Origin of the sequence: Pseudomonas halotolerans (assembly GCF_039581215.1) — a bacterium.
GTDB lineage: Bacteria > Pseudomonadota > Gammaproteobacteria > Pseudomonadales > Pseudomonadaceae > Aquipseudomonas > Aquipseudomonas tehranensis.
In genome coordinates, this window is the sequence record NZ_JBCNTJ010000015.1 from 13313 (window position 1) to 25034 (window position 11722).

An 11722-nucleotide genomic window follows, 5' to 3' on the forward strand; every position below is an offset into this window, starting at 1 on the left:
CACGACAGAATGATGTCAGTTTGATGACGCTCCGGGGAGCGTCAGCATTAAATGGCCATCATCTTAGTGCTTGGCAATCGCCGTGTTGAGTTTCAAGTAATCGAGGAGGATACGACCGGTCTCGCTCAGGTAGGCATCGTCTTCCGGTTTGGTTTTTTCCGGCTCGGCGATCAGGTCTTCATCTTCTTTCTTCAGTTCCTTGAGCGGCTCTTCACCCTTGGCCTTGCGCCGCAGATTTTCCATGGTCAGTTGCTTGGCTTCGATGTCGGCATGCTGCGCGCGACGCTCGGCTTCGTTGAGGGAGACGGTTTTCTCCAGCATCAACTTTTGCGCCAAAGCCAACTTGTCACGGATGAAGACAAACTCCGCGTCCTGGGACGTGCGAGCATCGTGATCAGCCTTGAGTTGCGCCAGGAACGGCTTGAACGGATCCACTGCCGGCCTGATCGCAGGTCGGATGGTGTCCCACGGCATGGCCTCGGGCAGGGCGCTTTCACCGATTTCCTTGGTGTCGATGATCGACGGGTAGTCGATGTCCGGCAACACGCCCTGATGCTGGGTACTCTGGCCGGAAACGCGGTAGAACTTGGCCAGGGTCAGCTTCAGTTCGCCATGGTTGAGCGGCTGGATGGTCTGTACGGTGCCTTTGCCGAAGGTCTGGCCGCCGATGATCAGTGCCCGGTGGTAGTCCTGCATGGCGCCGGCGAAAATCTCCGAGGCCGAGGCCGACAGGCGATTGACCAGCAAGGCCATCGGGCCTTTGTAGAACGCGCCCGGGTTTTCGTCTTCCAGCACGTCCACACGGCCATCAGCATTACGCACGAGCACGGTCGGGCCCTTGTCGATGAACAGACTGGTCAGCTCGGTGGCTTCCTGGAGGGAGCCGCCGCCGTTGTTGCGCAAGTCGATGACAACACCGTCGACTTTTTCCTTCTGCAACTCAGTCAGCAGTTTCTTCACATCGCGCGTGGTGCTCTTGTAGTTCGGATCGCCGGCGCGGAAGGCCTTGAAGTCCAGGTAGAAGGCCGGAATCTCGATCACACCGAGTTTGTAGTCCTTGCCGTCCTGTTTCAGTTTGAGGACGGATTTTTTGGCCGCCTGCTCTTCCAGCTTCACCGCTTCACGGGTGATGGCCACGACTTTGCTGGTCTGGTCGTTCGGCGCATTGCTGGCCGGGATGACTTCCAGGCGCACCACCGAGCCTTTCGGCCCGCGGATGAGCTTGACCACCTCGTCCAGGCGCCAGCCGACCACGTCGACCATTTCCTTGTTGCCTTGGGCGACACCGATGATCTTGTCCGCCGGGCCGACCTGCTTGGTCTTGTCGGCAGGTCCCGCCGGTACCAGGCGCACGATCTTCACTTGATCGTTGTCGCTCTGCAGCACCGCGCCGATGCCTTCCAGGGACAGGCTCATGTTGATGTCGAAGTTTTCCGCATTATCGGGTGACAGATAATTGGTGTGCGGATCGTAGGACATGGCGAAGGTATTGATGTACGCCTGGAAGATATCTTCGGCGCGGGTCTGCTCCAGGCGAGCCAGTTGATTCTTGTAACGCTTGGTCAGGGTTTCCTGGATCTGCTTGGAATCCTTGCCGGCGATCTTCATGCGCAGCACTTCGTCCTTGACGCGTTTGCGCCACAGGTCGTCCAGTTCAGCGGTACTTCTGAGCCAGGCGGCGTCCTTGCGATCCACCTGCAAGGTTTCCTTGGTATTGAAGTCGATTTTGTCGACGCCTTTGTTCAACTCGGCAAGGGCGTAATCCAGACGCGCTTTCACGCGGTCCAGGTAGCGCTTGTAGATGGTGAACCCGGCGTTCAGGTCGCCACTCTTGAGGAAGTCGTCGAACTGGGTTTTCCACTTGTCGAATTCAGCGATATCGCTGGCCAGGAAATAGCTGCGCGACGGATCCAGCAGCTTCAGGTAGCTGTCGTAGATGATGATCGAGCGCGCGTCATCGAGCGGCGGCTTGCTGTAGTGATGGCGCTTGAGCAATTCAACGACGTTGAGGCTGGCTATCACCTCGTCGCGATCGGGCTGAAGCTTGTCCCAGCTGTTGGCTGCGAACGTGTTGCCCGAGAGCGTGGACGCGCCAAGGCCAATGAAAAGGGCAAGTGCAGTGCTAGGGAACAAACGCTTCATATTGATTCGACGCAGGGACAATTGATAACGCATATTAGGCCGTCTTTGAAGTCGCCGGTTCCATGTGGCCCGGGCGCATAATGCAAGAAAGCCCGGCGTTACAGCAGCGGGCCCAGTCGAGACTCACTATGGAGGCACCGTGAAAGCATTGCAAGGCGTTGAAGGCCAAGTGGTATGGGCAGATGAGCCAAGTCCGACGTGTGATGTAGGGCAAGTTCGCATCCGTGTGGCGGCCGCCGGTCTGAATCGAGCCGATTTGTTACAAAAGGCCGGGCATTATCCGCCGCCGCCCGGTGCCAGTCAGGTGCTGGGCCTGGAGTGTTCCGGGGTGATCAGCGAGGTTGGGGCCGGCTCCTCGTGGCAGGTCGGTGATCGCGTTTGCGCCTTGCTGGCCGGCGGCGGGATGGCCGAAGAGGTAGTGGTCGATGGCCGGCATGTGCTGCCGGTGCCTGAGGGGCTGTCGTTGGCTGAAGCGGCCGCGCTGCCTGAGGTTTACAGCACCGCGTGGCTCAACCTGTTTCAACTGGCTGCCCTCAAACCGGGTCAGAAAGTGCTGTTGCACGCCGGGGCCAGTGGTGTCGGTTCGGCCGCGATCCAGTTGTGCAAGGCTTTCGGCAACCCGTGCTGGGTCAGCGTCGGCTCGGCTGATCGTCTGAGTTATTGCGAAGCGCTGGGCGCCCAGGGCGGGGTGGTGCGTACCGATGGCCTCGAGAGCCTGAACGACTTCGCCCCCTTCGACGTGATCCTCGATCCGGTGGGCGCGAACTACGCCGCGTTGAACGTGAAACTTTTGTCAGTTGACGGCCGTTGGGTGTTGATTGGGTTGATGGGCGGGCGCTCGACCGAACTCGATCTGGCGCAGGTGCTGGGCAAGCGTATCCAATTGCTCGGCTCGACCTTGCGCAGTCGGGACGATCAGTTCAAGGCCGACCTGATCAGTGAGCTGGGGCAGCAGGTGTGGCCGCTGTTCACCGACCAACGCCTGAGTCCGCAACTGGCCAGGACCTTTGCGATCATGGATGCCGAAGCGGCATTTGCGGAGCTGGCGACCAATAAGGTTTCAGGCAAGCTGGTGCTGATAATCGATGAGAGCCTGAGCTGATTTCGGCAGCTATGTGTGCCCTGCGGCGGCGGTGTAGGCGCTGTCGAGTGCAACGAGGCTGCGATCTTTCCCCCAGGCCCTTGAATCTCAAGCGAAAGATCAAAAGATCGTCCGAACGCGGCCCGAGCCTTCGCCAGCTCCTACAGGCCGCTGCCGACACGACTCGCACCTCGGACCGGCACCCACGGGCAAGCCGACCTTTGGTCGGCAGCCCGTATCCGATTCACGCGTACTGCTAGCGTTAATTAATGGGGGGACGGGGTAACCGCAGCGTTCATTTCACCCATCAGGTGAAGAGGTCGATCATGGCCATCGCCGAATGGCGCATGCAGGGCGTCGAATTCATTGCCTGCAACTGCAACTGGGGCTGCCCGTGTCAATTCAATGCACCACCGACCCATGGCCACTGCCACGCGGTGGCGTCGATGCGAGTGGAACAGGGGTATTTCAATCAGGTGGCGTTGGGAGGTTTGTGTTGGGCCGCTACCTTCGCTTGGCCGGGCGCCATCCATGAGGGCAATGGCAGTTGTCAGGTGTTCATCGATGAACGCGCCGACGAGGCGCAACGCCAGGCCCTGCTGACCATCCTCTCTGGCCTGGAGAGCGATCCCGGAGCCAACGTGTTTCAGATCTTCAGCAGCACCATGAGTGAAATGTTCGAACCGCAGTTCGTGCCCATCACCCTGTCCATCGATGTCGATCAACGCTTGGCCCACCTGGACATTCCCGGCGTGCTGCAGGCCAGTGGCGAGCCGATCCGCAGCCCCATCGACGGGTCACCGCATCGAGTCCGCCTGTCGCTGCCCGACGGTTTCGAGTTCCTTGAGGCCGAAGTCGCCAGCGGCAGCTACCAGACGCATTCAGCCCTCAAGCTCCAATCCCAGGACAGTCATAGCCACCTCGCCCACGTGCACTTCACCGGTCATGGCATAGAGCCGTAAAGATGGCAGAGCCTCAGGCGGTGACGCAGAGCAAGCGACTGACAGGCGAGCAGTTGCTGTTCCTGCTCTGCCTGCTCGCGTTGACTGCCCTGGCCTGGCTGGTACTGCTGCAGATGGCCCGCGACATGAGCGCGCCGGGCGGTATGGCCGATGCGGCAATGGCCGGTATGCTCATGCCCTGGAGCCTGGGCGATGCGCTGCTGATGTTCGCCATGTGGGTGGTGATGATGATCGGCATGATGCTGCCCAGCGCCCTGCCTATGCTGTTGATTTACCAGCAGATGCTGCGCAAGCGCATGCCGGCACCGCAGCGACACCTGGCCCTGCTGCTGTTCTGCTGCGCCTATGGCCTGGTCTGGGCCGGCTTTGCCCTAGGCGCCACGGCGCTGCAATGGGCCCTCGAGCAGCTCACCCTGCTCAGTCCGGGGATGCGCGTCAGCAGTACCGCGTTGGGCGCCGGCCTGCTGCTGGTCGCAGGCGTCTATCAGTGGCTGCCCAGCAAGGCGGTCTGCCTTGAGCATTGTCGCGGGCCGCTGCATTTTCTGCTCGGCTACTGGCGCCCCGGTGTGTTTGGCGGCTGGCGCATGGGGCTGGCCCATGGCGCTTACTGCCTGGGCTGCTGCTGGGCCCTGATGGGCCTGCTGTTCGTGGTCGGTGTGATGAATCTGCTCTGGGTGGCAGTGATCGGCGCCTTCATCCTGTTGGAGAAAAACCTGCCGCAGGGACTCTGGCTCAGTCGTATCTGCGGCGTGTTGTTGCTCGGCTGGAGCCTTTGGTTGCTGCTGGGCTAGGCTGACCTGTGGGAGCCTTATTGCCAGGAGTTACCGACACACCTCGCCACAAAAGCCAGGGTGTTCTTCCTGGTACTGCTCAGTGTTCATTTCCAGCTATGAATCGGCCACCCGGCCGATTCGGCATGGGCCTTCAACACCGGATCCGGGTTCACCACATGGGGGTAATCCACCCGCTGTAGCAACGGCAGGTCGTTGCGCGAGTCGGAATAGAAACTCGCACCCTCAAGGTTTTCTTCCTCGGCATCCAGCCAATCCAGCAGCCGTGCGATCTTGCCTTCGCGATAGGTCAGGGTGCCGACGGTCTTGCCGCTGTACACCCCATGGGTCACTTCGAGTTCAATCGCCAGGATTTCATCGATGCCCAGGCGTTCGGCGATCGGCTTGACCAGGTGCGTGCCCGAGGCCGAGATCACCAGGATCCGGTCCCCCGCCTTGCGGTGTTCGGCGATGGCTTTGGTGGCGTCGCTGAAGATGATCGGTTCGATGAAGTCTTCCACCCATGGCGCCACCAGGTGTTCGATTTCTTCCGGGGTGCGGCCGATCATCGGTTCCAGGCTGAAGTCCATGTATTCCTCCATGCGCAGCTTGCCATGGCTATAAGCGTCCATCAGCTCGTTGTTGCGGCGCATGAATGACTCGGGATCGACCCAGCCCAGGCGCCCCATCTGCTCGCTCCAGAGGGTGGCGCAATCGCCATGGATCAGGGTTTCGTCCAGATCAAAAATTGCCAGGGCCATCAGCGCGCTTCTCTCTTGAAAATCAACAAAGCCATCAGGCTACCTCACACAGCGCTGTTGGATCGATGGAAAGTGACAGGCGTGTGCCATCGGGGTGCAGGTCGGCGGCGGAGCGATTGAGCACATCGACCACCAACTCCACGCCGCGGGCCTCGACCCGGTAACGGATCACGTTGCCCAGCAGGCTGTGGCTGCGGATCAGTGCATCGGGCTCGCCGCTGCGACTCAGTTCAATGGCTTCCGGGCGAATGGCGATGCGACCGGTCACCGGCCGTTGCAGCAGTTTGCTGGCGCTGTCGGCGTCCAGCAGGTTGTAGTTGCCGATGAAGCCGGCGGCAAAGACATCGACGGGCGCTGTGTAAAGGGTTTCGGCATCGCCGCTTTGTACGATCTTTCCCTGGTTCATCAGGAAAATCCGGTCAGACATGGTCAGGGCTTCTTCCTGATCGTGGGTGACGAAGATCGTGGTCAGGCCCAGCTCGCGCTGAATCTGGCGGATCTGTTCGCGCAAGTGTTTGCGAATCCGTGCATCCAGGGCCGACAGCGGTTCGTCCAGCAGCAACAGGCGCGGACGGGTCACCAGGGAGCGGGCGAGGGCCACGCGCTGGCATTGGCCGCCGGAAAGTTGATGGGGGTAGCGAGCGGCGAAGTCGTGCAGCTCCACCAGCCGCAAAATCTCCAGTACCCGCTGACGGCTGTCCTCGGCCGCAACCTTTTGCATGCGCAGGCCGAAGGCGACGTTCTGCTCCACGGTCATGTTGGGAAACAAGGCGTAGCTCTGGAACACCATGCCGATCCCGCGTTTTTGCGGGCTCAGCGGGACGATGTCCTGGCCGTCCAGCAGGATCTGGCCGGCATCCACGGTGGTCAGGCCGGCGATGCAGCGCAGCAGTGTGGACTTGCCGCAGCCGGAAGGGCCGAGGAGGGTGACGAACTCGCCCTTGTGGATTTCGCAATTGATGTCGCTGAACACCGGTGTGCCGGCATAGCTTTTTTGCAGGTGTTGGACGCTGACGTAGCTCATTGGCTTTTGTCCTTGTTCAAGATGTTGGCCGCCCAGGTCAGGACCAATACGAAGAAAAAGTAGGAAATCACCAGCGCACTGGTGAAGTGACCGCTGCTGTTGCGCATGTTGTTCAGGTACACCTGCAGGGTTTCATAACGGGTGCCGACGAGGATGTTGGCAAACACGAACTCACCGAACAGGAACGAGAAGGACAGCAACAGCGCCACCATCAAGCCCTTGCGCAGGTTCGGCAGTACCACCAGCAAAGCCGCCTGGAAGGTGCTGGCACCGAGCAGTTGGGCCGCATCCATCAGGTCGCGCAGATTGATCGCTTGCAGGTTGTTGGTGATCGCGCGGTACATGAACGGCAGGGCGACGGTGAAGTAACAGCCGATCAGGATCCACGGCGTGCCCACCATCGCCAGCGGCCCGGAACCGTAAAGTTGCAACAGCCCCACCGACGACACCACCGGCGGCACCGCGAAGGGCAGCAGGATGAGGATGTTCATCAGTGCGTCGAGTTTTGGAAAGTGGTAATGCACCACGAATAGCAGCGGCAGGATCAACACCACCGAGAGCACCAGCGCGCCGACGCAGACGATCAGCGATTGGCCGAAGGCGTTGAGAAAGCGCGGATCGCTCCACAACTGCACATACCATTTGAAGGTGAAGCCGCTGGGCAGCACGGTGGCCGACCAACTGCTGGCGATGGAGTAGATCAGCGTGCCGGCCAGGGGCAGCAGCAGGATGGCGAACAGCAGGTACACCACCACCCGATGATAGAGCCCGGCAGAGCTCGATTCAGCGCGAGACATGGTAGCTCCTCTTGAGCAGCAACTGATGGACGACGGTCACCAGGGTCATCAACGCCACCAGCACCACGGCCAGGGCGCTGGCCATGTTCGGGTCGAGGGAAATGTCCCCGGAGACCATGGCGGCGATGCGAATCGGCAGGACGTTGAAATTGCCGGTGGTCAGCGCATACACGGTGGCGTAGGCGCCGAGGGCGTTGGCCAGCAGGATCACGAAGGTGCCCAGCAGCGCCGGGGTCAGCACCGGCAGGCCGATGTGTCGCCAGTACTGCCAGCCTTTAGCGCCCAGCAGCGCGGCGGATTCGCGCCAGTCCTCGCGCAGCGCATCGAACGCCGGATAGAGCAGCAGCACGCCCAGGGGAATCTGGAAGTAGGTGTAGAGAATGATCAGCCCGGTTTTCGAGTACAGGTTGAAATCCTCAATGATCCCCGCCTGCTTGAGCATGATGGTGATGCTGCCGTTGAAGCCCAGCAAAATGATGAAGGCAAAGGCCAGGGGCACGCCGGCGAAGTTGCTGGTCATGTTGGCGAAGGCGTTGACGAAGTTGCGCAGGCGCGAGTCGACCCGGCGCAAGGAATAGCTGCCGAGCACGGCGATGATGATGCCGAACACGCTGGACCAGAAACTGATCTCCAGGCTGTGCTGGATCGCTTGGCGGTAGAACTTCGAACTGAAAATCTTGCTGAAATTGGCCAGGCCCCAACCGAATTCCTGCGATTCCAGGCTGTTGACCAGCACCCACAGCAGCGGGGCGATCTGGAACACGATGAAGAAAATCGCGAAGGGCACCAGGCACAACGCTGCCAGCCATTTGCCGCGCGTCATGGCATTCACTTGAGCAACTCCTGGCAATAGGGTTTGTCGTGGGCGACACCGAGCAACTGGCAAATGCTGCCGCACAGTTCGGTCTGCCTGGGCGCGGCATTGGGGTTGAGGCTGAAGCCGCTGCCCAGGACAAACAGTGGCACTTGCCGTTCTTCAGCCAGCAGGCCGTTGTGGGAGCGGTCGTTGTTCATGCCGTGGTCGGATGTCACCAGCACCTGGTAACCGGCGTCGAGCCAGGCTTGCAGGTAAACCGCCAGGTTGATGTCGGCCGAGCGGGCGCTGTTGCGGTATTGCGGGCTGTCGAGGCCGTGCTTGTGGCCGGCGTCGTCGATGTTCATGGGATGCACCAGCAAAAAATTCGGCAGGTAGCGCTGACGCAGGTGTTCGGCGTCGGCAAACAGATGAGAGTCGGGGTAGTGGTCGTTCCAGTAGAAATGGCCGTGTTGAATCGGCAGCTCGGGGTTGTCGGTATGACGATCCCGGCCGGCGATGAATGGGGATGCGTTGTAAAGCTCGCTGACCCAGTGATAGGCCGCGGCTGCCGTGCTCAAGCCGCCTGCGGTGGCATAGTGGAAGATGCTGCGCTGGTTCGACAGGCGCGAGACGTTGTTGTGCACGATCCCGCTGTCGAGCGGCACAACGCCGGTGAGGATGCATTCATAGAGCGGACGGGACAGGGCGGGCAGTTCACATTCCAGTGTGTAGAGCGCCGCGCGTCCTGCGCTGACATAGGCCTGCAAATGCCCCATGGCATGCCGGGCGACCTCATGGTTGAGGCCGTCGAGCACCACCAGGATGACGTTGTGCTTCATGGGTACCGGAACTCCAGACAGATACCAGGAAACTCGGGCTGACCACAGGGCTCAATGTGGGAGCGGGCTTGCTCGCGAATGCTGACTGACATTCAACAGTGATGTTGGCTGACAGTCCGCATTCGCGAGCAAGCCCGCTCCCACAAGGGATCCTCAGTGGATTTCCGAGCGGGAGCTATTGCCTCACTCCATATTGATGATCACTTCTTCCTGCCATTTCTGCGGCAGTTCCTTGGAGGTTTTTTCCCACGCGTCCGCATCCTTGATTGGGGTCACGCCTTTGTACTGCTCATTGGGCAGCAGCTTGGCCTTGACCTCTTCAGGCAGGGTCAGGTGCTCGGCGCGAATCGGACGGGCGTTGCCCTTGGCCAGGTTGATCTGGCCGGCATCGCTGAAGATGTACTCGCGAGCCAGTTTGGCGGCGTTCGGATGCTTGGCGTATTTGTTGATGATGGTGGTGTAGCCGGAGATAACCGAGCCGTCGGAAGGAATCAGTACGACGTAATCATCCGGGTTGGCCATCTTGGCCTTGTAGCTCAGGCCGTTGAAGTCCCAGACCACGCCGACTTCGACTTCACCCTTTTCCATGGTGGCGATGGTCGGGTTGGCCATGGACAGGCGCCCTTGTTTGGCGATATCGGCGAACATCAGCAGCGCCGGCTGAATGTTTTTCTCGTTGCCGCCATTGGCCAGGGCCGCGGCCAGCACACCGTTGGCGGCTTGGGCGGCGGTGCTCACGTCACCAATGGAAACTTTGTATTTGCCGGTTTTCAGGTCGGCCCATTTAGTCGGCACTTCGGAGCCATGCAGCAGCTTCTTGTTGACGATGAAAGCAATGGTGCCGGTGTAGGCCAGGGCCCAGTTGCCGTCTTTGTCCTTGGCCCAGTCCGGAACCTGTTCCCAGGTGCTCGGCTTGTAGGGTTGAACCACGCCTTGCTTGACCGCGATCGGGCCGAAAGCGGCGCCCACGTCACCGATATCGGCGCTGGCGTTGTCTTTCTCGGCGGCGAACTTGGCGATTTCCTGGGCCGAACTCATGTCGGTGTCGATGTGTTTCAAACCATAGAGTTTGGCCAGGTCAGCCCAGGTGGCTTTCCAGTTCGCCCAGTCATCGGGCATGCCGACGCTGTTCACGGTGCCTTCCGCTTTCGCAGCGGCTTCCAGTGTTTTCAAATCGGTGTCAGCGGCCATGGCAGCAGTGCACATGGCAATGGTCGAGCCTAACAGTGATGCCAGGAAAAACTGTTTCATCCGAAGCTCCTATGGGCGTTTTCAACGCTGCGATTGCGGTTGTGTTGGTCTAGGTCAGCAATACCTGAGCCAATGTAGGCGACTCCTGTGACATTTTGATGTCGGTGCAGGGGAGGTTGGCCCGTGCCAGGCTGGGGCAAAGTGGCTGCCAACTAAGCGTAGACCATGGTTAACCGGCTGATCTGCAAGGACTTGGCCGCTAACTTGCAGGTAAGTCAATGAACCGTTCGGCGGTTCTGTCATCTACCAGTCATGTGCAGTGCCTAGGCTTGCAAGCATGAGAAACGGATCGATGCTCCATCGATTTCGCCCCGAAAGAGTGCTGGTCTAGTCCAGATAGGTAACGTTGATGCGCATCGAGACAACCAAAGCGGTGACAACCATCGGGCAAGTCCTGCAGGAGCAGCTCGACCACGGCTTGTTGGCGCCCGGCAGCAAGTTGCCGGCCGAGCGCAAGCTCAGCGAATTGTTTGGCACTACCCGCATCACCGTGCGTGAAGCGTTGTTGCAGCTCGAAGCCCAGGGGCAGATCTATCGCGAGGAGCGCCGTGGCTGGTTTGTCTCGCCGCCACGCCTGGCCTATAACCTGATGCAGCGCAGCCATTTCCACGCGATGGTGACTGCCCAAGGGCGAGTGCCTTCCACTCAGGTAATCTCGGCCCGCCTGCAACCGGCTTCGGCGGCGGTGTGTGCCTGGCTGCAGTTGCCGGCGCTGTCCAGTGTGATCCAGATCTGCCGCGTGCGGCGTATCGATGAGCGGCTGGTGCTGTATGTCGAGCACTACCTGAACCCGCAGTACTTCCCGGACATCCTCGAATTCGACCTCAATCAGTCCATTACCGAGTTGTACGCCCGTCATTACGACTTGCACTACGGCCGGGTGAAGTTCGAGATTGTGCCGACCTCGCTACAGCCTGAAGCGGCGGCGGCGTTGAAAGTCTCGGTCGGCAGCCCTGGTTTGCGGATTGCCCGGGTCAACTATGACCAGCGTCAGCGGCTGATCGATTGTGACCTGGAGTTCTGGCGACACGATGCGATTCACGTTGGGGTGGACGTGCCGGAGCAACCCGCGGCTGACTGAGGTGCGCTCAGATCGACTCGTTGAGCTTGGCCAGGATCCTGAACACCACCGTGGCGAGGATCAGCAACATGCCGATCCACATGGCAAACACTCCGACGTTCTTGTCTCGAAAGTTGAAGCCGATGGCCAGCAGGATCATGCCGGCGATGATGGGCACCAGCATGGCGTTGAATGCAGACATCGGGATCATGGCGACGGCCTTGTCGGGGGGGCGATAA

At 60.3% G+C, this 11722-nt stretch carries 12 protein-coding genes; 4 read left to right on the top strand and 8 right to left on the bottom strand.

The genetic code is table 11. From position 1 onward, the window contains the following. Positions 1-63: 63 nt before the first annotated feature. On the bottom strand, positions 64-2142 hold the full coding sequence (locus AAIS01_RS19195; RefSeq protein WP_343470248.1) for a carboxy terminal-processing peptidase: 2079 nt from the start codon (positions 2140-2142) through the stop codon (positions 64-66). 139 nt (positions 2143-2281) lie between these two features. Here AAIS01_RS19195 and AAIS01_RS19200 point away from each other — a divergent pair, with 139 nt between their 5' ends. The 3 genes from AAIS01_RS19200 to AAIS01_RS19210 all read left to right on the top strand — a co-directional run bounded on the left by AAIS01_RS19200 (position 2282) and on the right by AAIS01_RS19210 (position 4976). Beyond that, positions 2282-3244 (top strand): zinc-binding dehydrogenase, encoded by a 963-nt coding sequence (locus AAIS01_RS19200; RefSeq protein ID WP_343470249.1) that lies wholly within the window; start codon positions 2282-2284, stop codon positions 3242-3244. Between the two features lie 305 nt (positions 3245-3549). Next, positions 3550-4185, top strand: a complete 636-nt coding sequence (locus tag AAIS01_RS19205; protein ID WP_343470250.1) for a DUF1326 domain-containing protein — start codon at positions 3550-3552, stop codon at positions 4183-4185. Positions 4186-4187: 2 nt separating this feature from the next. After that, on the top strand, positions 4188-4976 hold the full coding sequence (locus AAIS01_RS19210; protein ID WP_343470253.1) for a DUF2182 domain-containing protein: 789 nt from the start codon (positions 4188-4190) through the stop codon (positions 4974-4976). An 86-nt stretch (positions 4977-5062) separates the two neighbouring features. Here AAIS01_RS19210 and AAIS01_RS19215 read toward each other — a convergent pair whose 3' ends face one another. The 6 genes from AAIS01_RS19215 to AAIS01_RS19240 all read right to left on the bottom strand — a co-directional run bounded on the left by AAIS01_RS19215 (position 5063) and on the right by AAIS01_RS19240 (position 10423). Further along, positions 5063-5716: an HAD family hydrolase gene (locus AAIS01_RS19215; protein WP_343470254.1), complete on the bottom strand. Its 654-nt coding sequence runs from the start codon at positions 5714-5716 to the stop codon at positions 5063-5065. A gap of 34 nt (positions 5717-5750) precedes the next feature. After that, positions 5751-6740 (bottom strand): ABC transporter ATP-binding protein, encoded by a 990-nt coding sequence (locus tag AAIS01_RS19220; protein WP_343470255.1) that lies wholly within the window; start codon positions 6738-6740, stop codon positions 5751-5753. Then, positions 6737-7537 (bottom strand): ABC transporter permease, encoded by an 801-nt coding sequence (locus AAIS01_RS19225; protein WP_092458581.1) that lies wholly within the window; start codon positions 7535-7537, stop codon positions 6737-6739. The genes AAIS01_RS19220 and AAIS01_RS19225 overlap by 4 nt, the downstream gene beginning before the upstream one ends. Next, entirely contained in the window at positions 7524-8360 is an 837-nt protein-coding gene (locus tag AAIS01_RS19230) for an ABC transporter permease (RefSeq protein ID WP_177218206.1), read from the bottom strand. Before AAIS01_RS19230 ends, AAIS01_RS19225 begins: the two co-directional genes overlap by 14 nt. A gap of 5 nt (positions 8361-8365) precedes the next feature. After that, complete coding sequence (locus AAIS01_RS19235; RefSeq protein ID WP_343470256.1) at positions 8366-9172, bottom strand: alkaline phosphatase family protein; 807 nt, start codon at positions 9170-9172, stop codon at positions 8366-8368. Between the two features lie 183 nt (positions 9173-9355). Next, positions 9356-10423, bottom strand: a complete 1068-nt coding sequence (locus AAIS01_RS19240; RefSeq protein WP_343470257.1) for an ABC transporter substrate-binding protein — start codon at positions 10421-10423, stop codon at positions 9356-9358. A gap of 349 nt (positions 10424-10772) precedes the next feature. Between AAIS01_RS19240 and AAIS01_RS19245 the strand changes: the two genes are divergently transcribed. Then, a complete protein-coding gene (locus AAIS01_RS19245; protein ID WP_343470258.1) occupies positions 10773-11504 on the top strand; it encodes a UTRA domain-containing protein in 732 nt (243 codons plus the stop codon). Between the two features lie 7 nt (positions 11505-11511). On the opposite strand, the gene AAIS01_RS19250 is transcribed toward AAIS01_RS19245, so the two are convergent. Further along, the gene (locus AAIS01_RS19250) at positions 11512-11694 is read right to left on the bottom strand and encodes a hypothetical protein (protein ID WP_047229644.1); all 183 of its coding nucleotides are present in this window, start codon (positions 11692-11694) and stop codon (positions 11512-11514) included. Between the last annotated feature and the right edge of the window lie 28 nt (positions 11695-11722).